Here is a 17,749-nt window from a genome sequence, read left to right on the forward strand (position 1 = left end):
CCGGCACGCGTTGGCGCGACGTGACGACGGCCTAAACACAGGTGTCCATACGGCAGTCGAACTTCATGCGATCGTCCGGCACGCGCCTCCAGCTCTCGATGCCGCCATCCTGTGCGATTGGGCTTGCTTGCGTATCTGTATGTAGCGTTTATGAATGTGGACGGGAGCCCGCTTGCGTTGGATTAGTGAACCTTATTCTTATTTCATTAATTTCCCTCTATTTCGGGAATCGCGCAAAACATCGAACCCCATTTTATTGTGAACTTAGGTTCGGTAACAGTAAATTTTGGTGCACTAATTACGCTTAGCCAGTTAAAATCTACAAATTAATGGAATGGTGTTCACTGTCTGTATACTTGAGCTCACTATTTATTTCCTTTCCCGCCGGGTGTGCCGATTTCCTTCCAGATCGTTTCGTTTAGAAAAAAAACTGCGACAGCATAATCCGCATACAACCTGGAGGCCTCACGATGAAGCGGGAGCGACATGTTGCCGTAAATAGAGGAACTGAATTCCGTTATTGTCCCGAATCCCGTTACACTCTTGAAGATTACGGAACAGGATTCCGCTATATCGATCTTTCGGGGTGAAAACGATCGTGATCAGCGGAATAGCGGAGAGGTTTTCCCTTATTTTGCAATCAACAGAAGTACTCGGGTCAATAGCATACTCCAGTTCCGCTATTTTCTGGATTCGCGATCCCGCTAGGCACCGGCAAAGGCAGCCAGCCTTTCACCGATCAGTCGGTACATGCATGTTTGTACGCGAATTACGCAGTCGCAGAAAAAAAAGCCTTCTCCCGCCTCGAGGCGCAAAGAAGACTTCGCATTCATTGCATGACCGGCTGCAGCCGGCCGATCGGCCCCTTCGGGTCGATGATGTCGGAAATTTCCGAGTACGGAATCGGGAACGTCGGGAACCCGTACGCATAAGGCGTATATTCGTACAGCTGGTAATAAACGACCAGCCCTTCAGGGGTCAAATAATAGTCCTGATTCGGCCCCACCCCTTTAAACGGGGTAGTTTCGAAAATCGGCACATCCTTCTCCTCGATCTGCTTCTGCAAAATCGCGTCGATCTCCCGCTTGTAGCCGCTGTCTTCGCGGAACAAATCGGCGAACCGGTACTCCCGCCCGTCCCATAAGTCCATCGTCAGCGACTTTTGCACCGTCACTCCATGCGCGGCTCCTTGCGCGTACGCGTAATTCCGGAACACGATGCTGATCAGCCCATGCCCGTTCAGCGTAATCTCGTACGTTCCCGTCATCTCCTTCGTCGGGTCCTGCACGTAGCCTTGATCGCGGATGAGCCGATATACCATCTGCATAATCCGGTCGTTGATGATCATCTGCGCCTTGCGGTTCGGCAATCCGGTCAATTGCGGGTACCGGATTTGCAGACGGGGCTTGATCATCACCTTTTTCGATATCGTAGCGGATACGTCACGAAACTCCATGGTCGTCCGCACACCTCCTGCTCGCTGATAGTCGCCTACTACTACCCATATTCAGCAAAAAGAAAAAGGTGCGCGCCTCCGCGATTTTCGTTTATCGGCATACGTTGCCGTTCACGTTCAAACCTTCAAAAACAAAAAAGCTTCTCAACCGGAGCTGAAAAGCGGGCGCGTCAATGATTTTTGTATTCCTGGCAAGCCAGGCACGTATTGACATCCACGCAGGTAGGATGGATCGCTCCGGTAAATTTGGTGCAATAGATCGGGGTTCTGAATTCCACGTTCGTGGAAATCATCGAGCAATATTTGCAGCCGCCGATCAGTTCGACGGTCAACCGGTGCAAATCGGTTTTCAGTTGCATCACTTCATCCATCGCCGTATCACCCCCAACCCAATGGTCCCCCGTTTTTTAATCCCCGAAAGTGAAGAAAAGCGCAACTACTCAGGGGTAGATGACTCTATCAGAGCATGGCCTGCAGCAAGCTCTTTTCGACTTTCTCGACAAGCTATAAAAAACAAAAGAAGACGCCGCCCTATGGCGACGTCCGTCCGATTGACGTAAGTGCATCGATTCGAGGGCGGCCCGGCTGCCATTAGCATTTGAACAACAAATGCTTGTAGACCCGTAGCTTTGCGTCCCTGTCTTTCGAGCAGGTTTGCCTTTATCCGATTAGTCCGATATGACTAAGACCAGAGTAACATACGAACCCAATCTCATTAATAGGCATAAAGAACCATTTTGCTACTTATGTCATGAAATTCATCGCTCTTCATCTGCCCCTGGCGGCCTAAACGCAAGCACCCGCAGCCGCCAGTAATCGGCGATCCACTGCCCGTCGCGGAATAAAACGGACTTCGCGAGACGATTCGTCTCCGCGTACGCTGCGCGTTTGTCCCGCTCCGTCAATCCGTCGAAAAAACCGGCGGCGAACATGTCGAGCCAGTGCTCCAAGCCGCGCTCGCCGTCGGCAAGCGGGGTCGGACGCGAGAAATGCAGCGCATACTCCACCCGAAAGCCCGCCGCCTCCAGCAGCGACGCGTATTCGCCGACGGAGGGGAAGTACCACGGATTGCGGGCTGCGGCATCTACGCCGAATCCGCGAAGCGCTTCGCTCAATGCAGCCACGATGCCGCCCACATTGTGCTTGCCGCCGAATTCGGCAACGAAGCGGCCTCCGGGCTTCAACGCGCCGCTCACCGAGCGGATCACCTCGGCAGGTCTGGTCATCCAGTGCAGCGCCGCATTGGAAAACACCGCGTCGAATCGGAGCCGGGCGGGATAGGCATGAGCGTCGGCGGCTTCGAACGACAAATCCGGATATTTGTCCCGCGCCGTGGCGATCATCTCTTCCGAATAATCGATGCCATGCGTCCGCGCTCCGCGGTCCGACAGCTCCCGGCACAAATCTCCCGTCCCGCAGCCGATATCCAACACCGTTTCCCCGGCTTGCACGTCAAGCATTTCGACGACGGATTTCCCGTATTCCGATACGAAGCCGATCCGCGAATCGTATAGCGAAGCGTTCCAATAATGGTTCGGTTGTTGCTGGCGTTGATTCATGCATGCCACATCCTCTCGGTTAGTCGGCGAATAAGAACGAACGCCCTTATTTGCTTCCATATAAGCTCATTGTGAGGGATGATACTTCATTGGTCCAATATATAAAACAAATCCCGATTATAGGATATTCCTATTACTACTCAATAATGGCTCCAACCGCCGTCGCAACTCCTCCGTAATCGGGGTTATCGGCAGCCGCACCGCATCCGACCGAATGCAGCCCGTCTGGCGCAGCACCCATTTGAGCGGCGCCGGATTCGGCTCGGCGAACAGCAGCCTGATAAGCGGAAGCAGCCCGTCGAACGTCTCCTTCGCCTCCGCCAGCCGGTGACTTGCATAGGCTTCGTACACCTTCACGAACCGGTTCGTCCCTACGTTCGCGGAGGCGAGCATGCCTCCGCTTGCGCCGCTGCACAGAGCGGCGAAAAAGTACAGGTCGTCGCCGCACAGAAGCGCTTTGTCCGTCCGGCCTCCGAGCTCGATGAAGTTGCGGATGCCTCCGGAGCTTTCCTTGATTCCCGCGACGTTCCCGATCTCCAGAATTGCGGCCAGCTCGTCGGGGTTCAGCTCCAAGCCGGTCCGGTACGGGATATGGTAAGCGACGATCGGCAGTCCGACGTCGGCCACCCGCCTGTAATGCTCCAGCACGCCCTGAGCCGAAGGCCGGTTGTAGTACGGGGTGACCACGAGCGCCCCGTCCGCTCCGAGAGATCGGGCCCGCTTCGTAAGGCGGACCGCTTCTCGGGTATCGTTCGAGCCGGTCCCGACTAGGATCGGAATGCTGCGGTTCGCTCTTATTTCGAGCGCGATGTCCACCATGCGGCTCGCCTCTGCCCAACTGACCGTCGGACATTCCCCCGTCGTTCCATGAATGACAAGTCCGTGCGCCCCCTGATCGAGCAGCGAGCGGACCAAGCTCCCGAAGCTCTCCGCATCCAGCTTATGATCCGCCGCAAAAGGGGCAATGACCGGTACGATGATGCCTTTAAGCCGTTGTGCCAACATGAATGATCACTCCCATCGATTGGTGCCGACGCGTCAAGACCGGCTATGCAACCAATGTAGCATAGAAATTCCAATCGGTGTTAGCTATAATTATTGATATAACCAATCGTTTTTTTCGATGAATTAGAGAGGACGGAGCATATGGACTTCATGCTGATGAAAACGTTCAAGGAAACCGCCAGGCTAATGAACATTACCCGCGCGGCCGATTCGCTCGGGTACGCGCAGTCGAGCGTCACCGCGCAAATCCGCAAGCTCGAGCAGCATTACGGCGTTCCGCTGTTCGAACGGAGCGGCCGCGGAATCCGGCTGACGCCGGGCGGCCGGCAGCTGCTGGAGTTCGCCGAGCGGTTTCTCGATTTGGCCGAGGAATCGATGCAGGCCGTCTCCGCCGAGACGGCCGGATCGATCACGATCGGTACGATCGAATCGATGGCGGCGTTTTACTTGCCGCCTTACGTAAGGGAGATGAAAGAGAAGTTTCCGTCAACGGGGCTGCTGCTGCAAACCGCAAACGAAGCCGAGCTGCTCCACGGCGTCCGTACGGGCGAATACGATGCGGGGATATGGCTCGAACGCGACATTGCGGATCCGGAGCTCGTCCGCGTCATCTTGAAGGAGGAACCGCTGCTGCTCGTCGCACGGCCCGACCATCCTTTGGCCGGCGCGCAAACCGTTCAGCTGGCGGATTTCGCCGGTCATGCCTGGGTCGCCCCGGAGCGGAGCTGCTCCTATCGGAGCATGCTCTCCGAACTGCTGGCCGAGCATGGCATCCGGCCGCAGCTGTCGTGCGAGCTCGGGAGCGTCGAAGCGATCAAACGCTGCGTCCTGCACGGACTCGGCATGTCGCTTCTTCCCGGCTGCGCGGTCGCCTCGGAAATCCGCGACGGCCGCCTGACCGTTCTCCCGTTCGCGCATCCGCGGCTGCGCATTTACGTACAGCTCGTCTACCCGGCGGGACGCTGGGTTTCCCGGACGCTTGCGGCCTTTATGTCCATGCTGCGGCAGCCGGCGCAGTCCGAGTAGCTAACGGTCGGAGCCCTCGGTCGGTGCCCGGACTCCGCAAGCCGTTCGTTTTATTGCCGCCTATCGACCAGCTCGCTCTCGTCGCTATCCAGCAGACGCCTCAACCGGCCGGGATAATCGGTCATCATGCCGGATACGCCGCAATCGATCATCTTCCGCATCTCTTCTTCCTTGTTGACCGTCCATGGGTACACGCGAAATCCGCGATCGACTGCGGCGCGAACCTTCTGCCGATCGATGCGGGCCCAATGCGGATGCAGCGAGTATACCGGACAATCGAGCAGCCCGGCCATGCGATAATGCTTCGACATACGATTATTGTACGGCAAGCCGATACGAGCCTCCGGTTCGAGCTCCTTCAGCAGCTCCAAATGGTCGTAGTCGAACGAGGATACGAATACGCCGGGCAAGCGGTCCTTCCGTTTCATCAGGCTGACGAGCGCAGGCACAATCGGGGCGACGCCGGCCTTCAGCTCCACATTGATTTGCACCTCCGGCGGAACAAGGTCGAATACCTCCTCCAGAAGCGGTATACGCTCGCCCTCGTAGCGTTCGTCGAACCAGCGCCCGGCATCGGCCGACTTCAGCTCCTTTACCGTAAACTCGCTGATCGCACCTTTGCGGTCGGTCGTCCGGTTCAGCGTCTTATCGTGACAAACGATAATTTCGCCGTCCTTGGACAAATGAATGTCCAGCTCGATAACGTCGCATCCTTGTTCGAGGCCCAAGGCGAACGATGCCAGCGTATTTTCCGGTGCTTCTCCGGCGGCGCCGCGATGCGCGATCACTATCAATTTGTCGTTGCCGGCCATCAATCATCCCTCCTTCGACTGCTATCCATGCGAAGCGAAGCCCGTATGACGATAATCCCCTTAGCCTTCCAGCAGCTTCTTCAGACGTCCCGGATAATCGGTAATAATGCCGGATACGCCGCAGGCGATCATCTCCCGCATGCCCTCTTCCTTGTTGACGGTCCAAGGATAGACGTGCAAGCCGCGTCCCGTCGCTTCGCGAACCTTCTGTTTATCCATGCGGCTCCAGTGGGGATGGAGCGAGTAGACCGGGCAGTCCAGCAGATCGGCCATCCGGTAATGCTTCGACATGCGGATATTGTACAGCAATCCGATTTTCGCTTCCGGCTCCAGTCCCTTGAGACGCTCCAATACATCGAAATCGAACGAGGAGACGAATACGTTCTCCACCCGGTTTTTCCGCTTCATCAAGCCGATCAGCGCAGGCACCAAATCGTCTACCCCGGCTTTGATTTCCACGTTGATTTGGACTTCCGGCGGAACGAGGTCGAATACTTCCTCCAGCAGCGGAACGCGCTCTCCCTCGAACCGTTCGTGGAACCAACGGCCGGCGTCGGCCAGCTTCAGCTCCTCGACCGTCTGCTCGCTGATCGCTCCTTTGCGGTCGGTCGTCCGATCGAGCGTCGTATCGTGGCAGACGATAATCTCGCCGTCCTTCGACAGATGAATATCCAGCTCGATTCCGGTACAGCCTTGCTCGAGACCGAGGGCAAAGGCCGCCAGCGTATTTTCCGGAGCTTCTCCCGCGGCGCCGCGATGCGCGATCACCATCAGTTGGTCGTTGTTCTTCATCGTTCTCTCATCCTCTCGATTCGCGAATAGCGAAATATATGTAAATTTGATGTAGCCCATTGCAAATGTTTCCGGCAACGAAAAAAAGACCGCGGAATACCGGAAACGCCGGGAGACACCTTTTTCGCATGACAAAAAAAGTGCCGCCTCGGCCTTTCGGGTATTCTCTCGGTCTCCGCACCCAATCGGTCTCGTCTAACGTTCGTAATGGGACAGCCGCACTCAAACGGCTTATCGCCTTATTGCCATAAATCGGGCGTACCTACGGACACGGCCAGCGCTCCCGCCTCCAAGCCATCGTCGATCTCCCGCTGGTTGCCCACCAGCCCTCCGGCAATGATCGGCAGCGGCGTCATGTTCGTCATCTCGCGGATAATCCGCGGCATAATGCCCGGCATCACTTCAATCGCGTCCGGGGAGCTTTGCTCCACCGCCTTGATTCCGCGCAGCACCGCGTTGCGGTCGATCAGGAAAATGCGCTGGATGGCCGACAGTCCGCAATCTTTGGCCGCTTTAATCAGCGTGCTCTTCGTGGAGATGATTCCGGTAGGCCGGACATGCTGGGCTACGTACGCAACCCCGCTCCGGTCGGCGGCGATGCCTTCGATAAATTCCATATGCAAAAACACATGCTTGCCGGCTTCCTTGACCCGTCCGGTCAGCTCATGAACGTTGAGCAGCGAGCCCGTCAGCAAAAACACGACGTTCACCCTGCCCCGCAGCGCGGCGTCCAGATCGGCTTCTTTCTGCACGGCGGCAATCGTTTGATGCTCCACGATATCGACGATCGGATACATGGCATGCTCCTCCATAATTCCCCCCACAGACGTGGAGTGCTTGCGCAATCCCCATTATACCACGGAAATACCGGTTTGCGGCTACAGGTCCACGATTTTTGCGATGCTCGGCAAAATGGTCCGGGGCCGGTCCGGTCCCGCTTCCGCCTCTTGCTCCGTACCGACTCCCGTCAACACGAGCACGGAATGCATGCCCGCCTCGTTGGCCATCCGGATGTCCGTCTCCAGCCGGTCGCCGATCACGAAGCAATCCTTGCAGTCGAGTCCGATGCGCTCCACCGCCGCCTCCGCCGCGATTCGCGAAGGCTTGCCCGCCACGACGACGGCACGCTTCCCGAGAGCGGTTTCAAGCGCCGCGATCATCGTTCCCGTATCCGGCACCTGCCCGCCCTCCAGCGGGCACGTCGCATCCGGATTCGAGGCGACGACCGTCGCCCCGCGCAAAGCCGACTGATACAGCACATTCAGCTTCTCGTACGTAAACTCCCGATCCCACGACAGCACGATCACTTCAGCCTCCTCCGCGCGATCGGTGCAGTGGACGCCGTGATGGAGCAGCTCCCGGCGGATAGGCTCTTCGCCGATGACGTAAGCCCGCTGGCCGGGAAGCATCGTCTTGCGCAAATAACGGGCCACGATCAACGAAGAATTGAGGACGTCGCCCACCTCGGTCGGGATGCCCATCTTCGTCAGCTTCTCCGCGTACGAGCTCCGATCGGCAATCGGCTTGTTGGACAAAAACAACACCTTGTCGCCCCTTTGCCTGAGCGTCCGGATCGCCTCCGCCGCCCCGTCGATCATCCGGTCCCCCAAATAAACCGTGCCGTCCAAATCGAAAATGAATCCGCGCAAAACAGGCCCCACCCTTCCATGGAATCGGCGCAGGCGGACAAACAAAAAAACCCTTATCCACGGTAAACACGCCTTCGCGGTAGCGAAAGCCGTGCATACGGGTAAGGGTTACTCCTGTTCTCAACCTGACCGTTCTATTCGATTGTCTTGAATTATAGGGGCGAAGCTCTTCTTTGTCAACGGTAACATGGGAGGCCCGTCGAAGCGACAGCCGCCCTCCCTATGCCGGATCCGCGGCAAAACCGTCCGGAGCGCGTCCGCTCCGAGCGGTTTTGCCGCACGCTTCCTGTGCCCGTCGGCCGTCAACGGTTCAGCAGGCTTCCCACGTAACGCAGCATCTCGTTGGCGCATACCGGGCAGTAGCCGTGCTCGTCGATCAGACGTTTCGTCACCTCGTTGATTTTTTTCAGCTGGTTTTCGTCAGGCGTTTTGGTCGACGTCGTAATTTTGACGATATCCTTCAAATCGGAGAACAGCTTCTTCTCGATCGCCTCGCGCAGCCGTTCGTGGCTGTTGTACTCGAACCTCTTGCCTTTGCGGGAATACGTCGACATGCGGATGAGAATTTCTTCGCGGAACGCCTTCTTCGCGTTCTCGGATATGCCGATCTGCTCCTCGATCGAACGCATCAGCCTTTCGTCCGGATCCATCTCCTCTCCCGTCAGCGGGTCGCGGATCTTCTGCCAATTGCAATAAGCTTCTACGTTGTCGAGGTAATTGTCGAACAGCGTCCTCGCCGATTCCTCGTACGAGTATACGAACGCCTTCTGAATTTCTTTCTTCGCCAGCTCGTCGTACTCCTTGCGCGCGACCCCTATGTAGTTCAAATACCGTTCGCGCTCATCCTTCGTAATCGAAGGATGCTGGTCGAGTCCGTCCTTGATTGCCCGTAGCACGTCAAGCGCATTGATGCATTGCAGGTCTTGACGGATCAAGGCGCTGGATATCCGGTTGATGACATACCGCGGGTCGATTCCGGACATGCCCTCCTCGGCGTATTCGCTCTGCATCTCCTTCAGATCGGCTTCCTTGAAGCCTTCGATCGATTCTCCGTCGTACATTTTCATCTTCTTCAGCAAATCCATGCCCTGCTTCTTCGTTTCCTTCAGACGGGTCAAAATCGAGAAGATGGCCGACGTCCTTAGCGCATGGGGCGCGATATGAATATGCTTCATGTCGCTTTGGCCGATCAGCTTGGAATAAATCTTCTCCTCCTCGGACACTCTCAGGTTGTAGGGAACGGGCATGACGATCATCCGGGATTGAAGCGCCTCGTTTTTCTTGTTCGAAATAAACGATTTGTACTCCGATTCGTTCGTATGGGCCACAATCAATTCGTCCGCGGAGATGAGCGCGAACCGTCCCGCCTTGAAATTGCCCTCCTGCGTGAGCGACAACAGGTTCCACAAAAATTTCTCGTCGCATTTCAGCATTTCCTGAAATTCCATCAGCCCGCGGTTGGCCTTGTTCAGCTCGCCGTCGAACCGGTAAGCGCGCGGATCCGATTCCGAACCGTACTCCGTAATGGTGGAAAAATCGATGCTGCCGGTCAAATCGGCGATATCCTGCGACTTCGGGTCCGACGGGCTGAACGTGCCGATACCGACCCGTTCTTCCTCGGAGAGCAGCACCCGTTCGATCATGACATCCTCGATCCGGCCTCCGTATTCGGTCTTCAGCCTCATCTGGCACGAAGGGCACAAGCTTCCCTCGATCCGGATCCCCAGCTCCTTCTCGATATCCGGGCGGAGTTCCAGAGGCACAAGATGCAGCGGCTCCTCGTGCATCGGACATCCCTTGATCCCGTACAGCGCCCCCTCCTCCGACCGCGAGTATCGCTCCAGCCCCCGCTTGAGCATCGCCACGATCGTCGATTTCCCTCCGCTGACAGGGCCCATCAGAAGCAAGATCCGTTTGCGTACATCGAGTCGTCTCGCAGCCGAATGGAAATATTCCTCGACCAGCTTTTCGAGCGTCCGGTCCAGACCGAACATATCGTCCTCGAAAAATTTGTATTTGCGCTGTCCGTTTTGTTCCCGGATGCCGTGCCATGCGATCATATCATACACACGCGCATGCGCGGTCTTGGCTACGTTCGGATTTTGTCTGACGATTTCGATGTAATCGGCAAACGTTCCGGTCCAGGATGCCTTCTCCTGTTCCCGACGATGTTCCGATATTCGTTTGAAAATATCCATGGTAACCTCCTTTCATCTGCACCCGTCAAGACGGTTCACCTTTCGCGATAAGTCAACTCTCTCTTTCGATGCAACTTGGTACTCGACTTTGAAGCGTATTAAATACCTATGCGCAAGCCCGCTATTAATTGCCGGAAAATTTTCGACCGAACCGCGAAAATCGTTGAAAAATCAATGAAAACGGGAAGCTTCAACGATTGTCGTCCACATCTATGCTATAATCGAATACATGAAGGTAACAAGCCGGATTTACGAACATTCACACGCTATGTAAGGAGAATCTCACTTGGCCATCCGGAACGAAACCGAGCTGTACGAACCCGTCAAGCGATATATGGAAGCGCTTGGCTTCGTGGTGCGGGGCGAAGTGCACCATTGCGATTTGGTCGCCATTCGCGGCGACGAGCCTCCGGTCATCGTGGAATTAAAGAAGACGCTCAACCTCCCCCTGCTCGTGCAGGGCCTCGACCGGCTGTCGCAGTCCGACCAAGTGTACGTCGCCGTGGAAATGCCGGAGACGGGAAGAGCCCCCCACGGGCTGAAATGGTCGGACTTGTCCCGGCTATGCCGGCGTCTCGGCCTCGGTCTCATGACGGTCCGCTTCTACAAAACTCGCAAACCGGCGGTGAACGTAGTGTGCGAGCCCGGCTCCTATGAGCCGAGGACGAGCAAGCTGAAGTCATCCCGCTTGCTGTACGAATTCCGGGAGCGAAGCGGCGACTACAATGTCGGTGGAAGCACGAAGCGCAAGCTGGTAACCGCTTACCGGGAAAAGGCGCTGGCCGCGGCGATCATGCTGAAGCGCCACGGGAGCTTGTCTCCCAAGCGGCTGCGCGATTTGACCGATAACCCGAAGTCCGCCTCGCTGCTGCAAAAAAACTACTATCGCTGGTTCGAGAGAGCCGGCAGAGGAATCTATCGGCTGACGCCTCTCGGAGAGCAAGCGCTTGAGCAGTACAGCCATGTATGGAAAGGAAACATTTCGCCCGACCAGGAATGATTTGAACATTGGCAGGATAAGAATAATAGTAGAGTTTATAGTTTCAATACATGACGATGCCGAATGCGGGGTTATGAACATGGTCGGTTATAAAGGAACTAAAGCAGCGCTATTGCACAAAAGCTTCGCCCCGCTATTGGCGGCGGCCGCTCTTCTATCCGTCGGATGCGCTTCCGAGGACAGGGGGGCGCTCAATTTGGCGGCGGACCGCGCCCATGAAGAGCGCACCTCCCCTGCGGGGCCGCCAAATTCGGCAAAGGAGCATAACATACCCGTTCCCGTGCCGAACGCCGCGGCTGCGGGCAACCCCCAATCGGCTGCCTCCTCCGAGCAGACCGGAGAAAAGGCGGCAGCCCGGGACGGGCATGGGAGCGCCGGACAAATCGCCGCCATACCTAACGCTGAAAGCGGTTCCAAAAATTCCCAAGCGGTAAAAATCTCCTCGGACAATACCGCTGTAGCCACGGACGGGAGCTCCGCGCACCCGGTGGCGGGCTCCGGTTCCGCTGCTCCGACGCAGTCGGCGGCTCCGCCTGCAGCGGCCATCGCCGACACTGCCGCGAAGCCGCCCAAAAAGCTCAAATTTTCCATTCCCGTGCTGAACTACCACAGCATCGCCGTCGATCCGGACAACAATGCGGTGCTCGATCCGAAGAAGCTGGAGGAGCAGATGGACTTCTTGGCGGCGGAAGGATATACGACGCTCACGCTCCGGCAGTTTATCGACATTTGGGACGGCAAGGCGGAGGCGCCGGCCAAGGCGGTGCTGCTGACGTTCGACGACGGCTATACGGACAATTACACCGAGGCGATGCCGATTTTGAAAAAGCACGGCTTCCGCGCCACGATGTTCGTCTCCCCCGGTATGGTCGGGCAGGACGGCTACTTCGCCGAATGGGACCAAATCCGCGAAATGCGCGATAACGGGTGGGATATCCAGCCTCACGGCATGACGCATCCTTACCTGCACAAGATGACCCTGGAGCAGCAGCGGTTCGAAATCGCCGAATCGATCAAGCAGCTCAAGGAGCATACGGGCATCGATACCGAAGCGTTCTGCTATCCGTACGGCATGCGCAACAAAGATACGCTCAAGCTGCTGGAGGAGGCGCAGGTGCGCTTTGCCTTCACGATCGACCAGGGCCGCACCGAGCCGACGCAGCAGCCGCTGCAGCTCAAGCGGATATTCGTAGGCGGCAAGGAAAGCATGGCGACGTTCGTGAAGAAGCTGAAGCCTTGACGGCAGAGGCCGCCCTCCGTGCTTGCGCCGTACCGCAGAACGACATAGCAGGCGGCGTTCTCCGGTGTCCGGCTCACGTCTCAGGGTTACTGTTGGTGTAATTGGGTTCACTCTCGAAAACGACTCGAAACGCAACAAAAGGACGGCTCGCGCCCCGATCGCGCGATGCCGTCCCTTTGTTTTACCTGAATTCACGCACCAACATCAGCGGTGTCCGCCTCGTTCAGTCGGGCGTTTACGTCCATACAGTTCAATACCTTTTCCTGCAGCATCCGCGCCGTATAATAATAATGATTGCTGGCTTCATAGGCGAGCCGGGAATCGCGCAGCATCAAGTCGTACATTTGGCGCGCCGTCTCCAGCTCCAATCCGGCCAGCTCCTTCATTCGGGCCCGCGACCGTTCGCGCGCCTCCGGATTTTCCGCAGCCGCCAGCTTCTCCCGCTCCAGAATGAAAGCAATCTGATAATACGTGCTGCGGAAATGATAATAGCTCCCGAGCGATACGTGCACAAGATCGGTGTAGGCGGCCGTTCTCCCTTCCCCTTTCACGAGCCGGCCCGCTTCCGCCAAAGCCTCCAGCCCTTTTTCCCAGCCTTCCGCCAGCTTGCGGAACTGCTCTTCGAACGTATCGGCCGGATAGATCGCGCGCCACCTTTTCACATCGTCGTACGGAAATCCGACCATCGTGGCCGAATAGCCCGTCGGATGTACATGCAGCAGGTTGGACGGCCCGGAATTTTGCGGAGCGGTATACAGCACCGACACATGGAACGGAAAGTCGCGAAACGCTTTGCTGAAAGCGGCCGAAGCCCGCGCAATCCCGGCTCCCGCATCCGCTCCGAACTTGCCGGCCAACCAATCGCCCAAGCTTGCTCCGGCGTCGCCGGCACGCTTCGGACCGGACCCGGCCGCATCCAGGGAAGTCGAACGCTCCGTCGCCCAATAATGCTGCGAGACCATTTCCAGCGTCGGCGACGGATAGCCGCCGAGCGTCCAGCTTAGCATAAGGCCGCTGACGCCTTCCCGGTTCAGGTTGCCCATATGCTCGAGAACGAGGTCGAATACCGGCAAGTACGGTACCGCCGAGCATTCCCACGAGTTGTTGAACTGCACCTTCGCATAGGCAGGCAGGCCGTTCTCCCGGGCGGCTTGCCAGATGCCCCGGGTTTTGTCGCTCGGACCGACGAGAGAGATCGAATAATCGATAACCTGTCCCGCCACGCCGGCGATATTCGTCGGCATTTCGTCCTCGCTCACGCTCATGACCGCCATTCCGTCGGGCAGTAGCGAGACGCACCGGTCGAGCATCTCCTTCGTAAAGCCCAGCGTTTGCCGCCAAGCCCACGTGTAGCTGACGATATGCGCATCGGGCTTCACGCTTTGCGCGCCTTCGGCTATAAGGCGGTTGACCTCCGCGACCACCTCTTCCTCGGGGCGGGCCGCGCAGCGCGGACAATTCGTCTGCCCGTTGACCGCCTTGGAATAACAATTGGTCAAGTTTTCCGACATCGTGATCGTATACAAACCGGCGAGCTCCGGAGCCCTCCGGAAGAGATCTGCCGTCGCTTCCTTTAAATAACGCTGCACCTCGGGATGGGACGTGCACATCGAAGCATAGGTGCCGATCGTATGCCCGCGCCAGTCGGGCCGCTGCTCGAAAAATTCGAGCGGCATCGAACGGGGCTCGTTGAAATACAAATAAACGCCTATGCCGTAATCGGCCGCACGCTCCGACAACCGCTGCAATCCTTCGATTCGGCGTTCCCATCCGACCGACAGCTCGGGCGCCTCCGCGAACGGGACGAGCTGATACAAGACGCATTGCAGCCAGATCGCATTCACTCCGACCTTCGAAAGCCGCGCAAGCAGATCGTCCGGATACGGGTCCAGCTCCGGATCGAGCAGCGGGTCTCCGTACACGGCAAAGTACGAGTACAGCAGCCGGAACTCGTATCGCGTGTCGCGCCGAGCGATCCCCCGCTCCAGATGCGGGCCGCCCCGTTCGGTCATTTCCTCTTCGATCCATTGCAAACCGCGCAAAAGCCCGTTCTCGTCCACAGCCGCCACCTTGACGGTATGCTCTCCCACCTCGACGATATGGCTTTCCCGCAGCTTCCCGGGGTTCGGCCCGATTTCCAGCTTCAAAGCGGACGGTCGCGCGGCGGCTTCGCCTTCGAGAACGTCCAGCTTTACGCCCCATGCGCGCTCGTGCTCGCGAGCGAACCGCTCGGCAAATGTCCGGGCGCGCGGAAGGCCTTCGGGTACGATGATAGCGAAGCTATCGTCCAGCAGCGTAAGGGTCGCGTCCGTCTTCTCGCCGTCCGTGCCGCCTCCGGCGGATTGCTCTCGGATGTTCAGCGCTTTCGCCGTATCGTTATTGCTGAAACCGTTCAAAAACTCGAAAGGCTTCTCCGGCTTCGCGAGAGGCGGCAGCTCGAATGCCCCGCTCGCTTCTTCTCCCGATCGTCCGGGCTTCCCGAAAGCGAAGCTGCTCCGGCTAACGCCGGCGACAGGCGCGAAATGCAGCTCGAGCCTCTCTCGGAACTTTTCCGTCTCCCGACGTTCTCCCTCGTTCAACGGCCGATAATATACCGGCGGAATCGCCGGCTTCAGGCTGCCCAGCTTGATCCATAGAAAATCGTCCTCCTGCAGCGCGAACGCCAGCTGCTCCTCGGTCCAGTCCAGCAAGGTCAGCAGCTGCTCATACGGCAGCAAATGCCAATTGGCCCGCAGTATCGTAATATATCCGCGGGTCAGCCAGGCGGGGTTCGCTTCCTCCGGAACCGGCAAGCCCATCCCCCGGGCAAGCTCTGAGAGCTCAGGCTCGGTGGCCTTCAGCGTGCGGGCGAGCCTGTCGGCGGGAACCAATCCCCAATTGCGCCATACGACCCCTTGCAGTCTCGTCGGAAAATGCGGAAACGCCAGTGGCTGCCGCGTGTCGGTCTCGGCAAAATGCTCCAGCTTCATTGTGATATGCTCCTTTCGGTCGTTCCAACTGATAAGTGATTTATAATTTATATTTTATATTATATATAATTATCGAATAGTTCAAGGTCAATCTTTTAACTTTCAAAAAGATGCCGTACGGACAGGACTTTCTGAGAGCCAATGGGCTATGTCAGCATAATTAGCGTTACGAAGCCCCGTCTCTTCTGACCGGTGAAGACAGACCGTATCGGCCGGCGCTTGAGGGAGCGCGAATCCATATCATAGCGGAACTGGCGTATGTTATGGACCCCGTTTCCCGGTGTCGACAGCAACATAACGGAAAACCGTTCCTCTATTCCGACGTTTACGATCGATTTCACTCCGAACAGATCGAATAAAGGAAGCCTGCTCCGTTATATTCAGGAGCGCAACGGAATTCGGAACAATAACGGAAGCCAGTTCCTCTATACACCCAACGTGTTGCACACGCCCCCCTCAAAAGGCTTCCAGGTTGTATGAGGATGACTCGCTCGTACAAACAAAAAAAAGGACCGCGCCGTATCGCGCGCGTCCTCTCTTTTTTTGCCATGCGGACCTTATTGAATCCCGTAGTTGTTCTCTTTGGACCACTTGTTCTCTTCCATCTTCTTCTTGACCCCGTCAATCATCGTCTTCTTCAACCCGGCTATATATTGCTCTGCGGTCATTTTGCCCTCCAGATACGTCTGGCCCAGCTTCTGGTTGAATTCCGTAACCGTCTTGTCCAGCTCGCCGCCATAAATGTTCAGCTTCATCTGGTCGCCGGCGAATTTGAATCCGGACAGCTTCTCGGGCAAATTGACGTCCTGCGATACCGGCGCCCGGTACAGCTTCTCCGCCATCAGCGCCTGCATGTCGCTCGATACGACGAATTTCAGGAAGTCTACGGCGGCCGCCTGCTTCGCTGCGGCAATCGATTTCGGAATCGCCAGGTTCCCCGCTGGAACGCCGCCGATTTCCATCAGCTTGCCGATCGCGGCCGGATTGTTCTCCTTGGTCAAATACGGCAGAGGGAACATACCCATCTCGAACTTGCGCGCCTGCGACTCGAACAGCACCTTGCTCTGCGCGCTCGTTCGCATAATCATCGCCGCGTCTCCGCGCACGAACTGGTCGGTCGACGTATCGAAGTCGAGCCCGTTGTAGCCTTTGGCCCAATATTGGCTCCAGTCCTTCAACAGCGGGAAGACATCCTTGTAAGGCGCTTTCTCGATATCGATAATGCCTTGGTCTACCCCGCGCACATACTCGTTCACCTCGATAAAGCCGTTCTTGTTCACATCCAGCTGATCATAGGAGGAAGCGATCAGCTCCTCGGTCAGGATGCGGGTCGACCAGCTGTAGTTATAGTCGCCCGGCTTCGAATTCGGAAACGAAAACGGCGTAATGTTCGCCTGCTTCAGCTTCGCCTGCGCGCTCAGGAACTCGGTCCACGTCTTCGGCACCTGCGTAATGCCGGCTTTCTCGAACAAGCTCTTGTTGTACATGACGCGCACGACGTCCACGAACGTCGGCACGCTCGCATACTTCTTGTTCGCGCCGACCAGCTGCGTCAACACGGTCGGAGATAGCGTTTTCTCCAGCGTCTTGCCGCCCGCATACGAGGACGCTTCCTGGAAGTACGGCGTCAAGTCCAGCAGCAGCCCTTTCTGCAAATCCTCCTGGTCCCAAATGCGTCTGGTCGTAAATACATCCGGCGCGGTGGAGCCGATCAATTGCGTCGTCACCCATGTGCGGTGCTGCTCGACGCCGCCCATATTTTGCACCGTCATGTTGATCTTCACGTCGCTGCGCTTGGCCATGTACGCCTTGGCAAGCTCCTCCCACGACTGCTGCTCGACAGTATCGCCCTGGGACTCCGTAACGATCGTCACATTGAGCTCGGTCTTCTTGCCGCCGTCCGCCCCCTGCGCGTCCTTCGCGTCTTTGCCGCATCCGCTGACGATAAGCGGTACGGCCAGCACCAGCGCCGACAACGTTCCATACACCTTTCCATTCATCACGATTACCCCTTTTACCCATATATTTGCATGACGGACGAGC

The 17,749-nt window shown here is 57.2% G+C and carries 14 protein-coding genes and 1 riboswitch; of the genes, 3 read left to right on the forward strand and 11 right to left on the reverse strand.

Annotated features, from left to right (window positions below; all coding sequences use genetic code 11):
- Positions 1–829: 829 nt before the first annotated feature.
- The 4 genes from FE784_RS25280 to dapA all read right to left on the reverse strand — a co-directional run bounded on the left by FE784_RS25280 (position 830) and on the right by dapA (position 4,020).
- The gene (locus tag FE784_RS25280) at positions 830–1,456 is read right to left on the reverse strand and encodes a DUF3298 and DUF4163 domain-containing protein (RefSeq protein ID WP_139605044.1); all 627 of its coding nucleotides are present in this window, start codon (positions 1,454–1,456) and stop codon (positions 830–832) included.
- A 170-nt stretch (positions 1,457–1,626) separates the two neighbouring features.
- The gene (locus tag FE784_RS25285; RefSeq protein WP_139605045.1) at positions 1,627–1,827 is read right to left on the reverse strand and encodes a hypothetical protein; all 201 of its coding nucleotides are present in this window, start codon (positions 1,825–1,827) and stop codon (positions 1,627–1,629) included.
- Between the two features lie 201 nt (positions 1,828–2,028).
- Positions 2,029–2,125: riboswitch (cyclic di-GMP riboswitch) on the reverse strand.
- Between the two features lie 89 nt (positions 2,126–2,214).
- Positions 2,215–3,015, reverse strand: coding sequence for a class I SAM-dependent methyltransferase (locus tag FE784_RS25290; protein ID WP_139605046.1), 801 nt, complete (start codon positions 3,013–3,015; stop codon positions 2,215–2,217).
- A 117-nt stretch (positions 3,016–3,132) separates the two neighbouring features.
- Positions 3,133–4,020 carry a 4-hydroxy-tetrahydrodipicolinate synthase gene (gene dapA / locus FE784_RS25295; protein ID WP_139605047.1) on the reverse strand — a complete coding sequence of 296 codons (888 nt, stop codon included), beginning with the start codon at positions 4,018–4,020 and terminating at the stop codon, positions 3,133–3,135.
- Positions 4,021–4,161: 141 nt separating this feature from the next.
- Between dapA and FE784_RS25300 the strand changes: the two genes are divergently transcribed.
- On the forward strand, positions 4,162–5,046 hold the full coding sequence (locus FE784_RS25300) for a LysR family transcriptional regulator (protein ID WP_139605048.1): 885 nt from the start codon (positions 4,162–4,164) through the stop codon (positions 5,044–5,046).
- A 50-nt stretch (positions 5,047–5,096) separates the two neighbouring features.
- Here the strand turns inward: FE784_RS25300 and FE784_RS25305 are convergent, their stop codons facing one another.
- The 5 genes from FE784_RS25305 to FE784_RS25325 form a co-directional block, all read right to left on the reverse strand.
- Positions 5,097–5,858 (reverse strand): glycerophosphodiester phosphodiesterase, encoded by a 762-nt coding sequence (locus FE784_RS25305; RefSeq protein WP_139605049.1) that lies wholly within the window; start codon positions 5,856–5,858, stop codon positions 5,097–5,099.
- Positions 5,859–5,918: 60 nt separating this feature from the next.
- On the reverse strand, positions 5,919–6,650 hold the full coding sequence (locus FE784_RS25310) for a glycerophosphodiester phosphodiesterase (protein ID WP_139605050.1): 732 nt from the start codon (positions 6,648–6,650) through the stop codon (positions 5,919–5,921).
- A 239-nt stretch (positions 6,651–6,889) separates the two neighbouring features.
- Entirely contained in the window at positions 6,890–7,447 is a 558-nt protein-coding gene (locus FE784_RS25315; RefSeq protein ID WP_139605072.1) for a glycerol-3-phosphate responsive antiterminator, read from the reverse strand.
- An 81-nt stretch (positions 7,448–7,528) separates the two neighbouring features.
- Positions 7,529–8,299, reverse strand: a complete 771-nt coding sequence (locus FE784_RS25320; protein ID WP_139605051.1) for an HAD-IIA family hydrolase — start codon at positions 8,297–8,299, stop codon at positions 7,529–7,531.
- A gap of 302 nt (positions 8,300–8,601) precedes the next feature.
- Entirely contained in the window at positions 8,602–10,497 is a 1,896-nt protein-coding gene (locus FE784_RS25325) for a PrkA family serine protein kinase (protein WP_139605052.1), read from the reverse strand.
- Positions 10,498–10,783: 286 nt separating this feature from the next.
- Between FE784_RS25325 and FE784_RS25330 the strand changes: the two genes are divergently transcribed.
- Positions 10,784–11,497 (forward strand): DUF2161 domain-containing phosphodiesterase, encoded by a 714-nt coding sequence (locus tag FE784_RS25330; RefSeq protein WP_139605053.1) that lies wholly within the window; start codon positions 10,784–10,786, stop codon positions 11,495–11,497.
- Positions 11,498–11,576: 79 nt separating this feature from the next.
- The gene (locus FE784_RS25335) at positions 11,577–12,737 is read left to right on the forward strand and encodes a polysaccharide deacetylase family protein (protein WP_139605054.1); all 1,161 of its coding nucleotides are present in this window, start codon (positions 11,577–11,579) and stop codon (positions 12,735–12,737) included.
- A gap of 191 nt (positions 12,738–12,928) precedes the next feature.
- On the opposite strand, the gene FE784_RS25340 is transcribed toward FE784_RS25335, so the two are convergent.
- Both FE784_RS25340 and FE784_RS25345 read right to left on the reverse strand, forming a co-directional pair.
- A complete protein-coding gene (locus FE784_RS25340; protein WP_139605055.1) occupies positions 12,929–15,706 on the reverse strand; it encodes a hypothetical protein in 2,778 nt (925 codons plus the stop codon).
- A gap of 557 nt (positions 15,707–16,263) precedes the next feature.
- Entirely contained in the window at positions 16,264–17,706 is a 1,443-nt protein-coding gene (locus FE784_RS25345) for an ABC transporter substrate-binding protein (RefSeq protein ID WP_139605056.1), read from the reverse strand.
- Between the last annotated feature and the right edge of the window lie 43 nt (positions 17,707–17,749).

This window comes from Paenibacillus hemerocallicola, assembly GCF_006265175.1.
GTDB classification, from domain to species: domain Bacteria; phylum Bacillota; class Bacilli; order Paenibacillales; family NBRC-103111; genus Paenibacillus_AB; species Paenibacillus_AB hemerocallicola.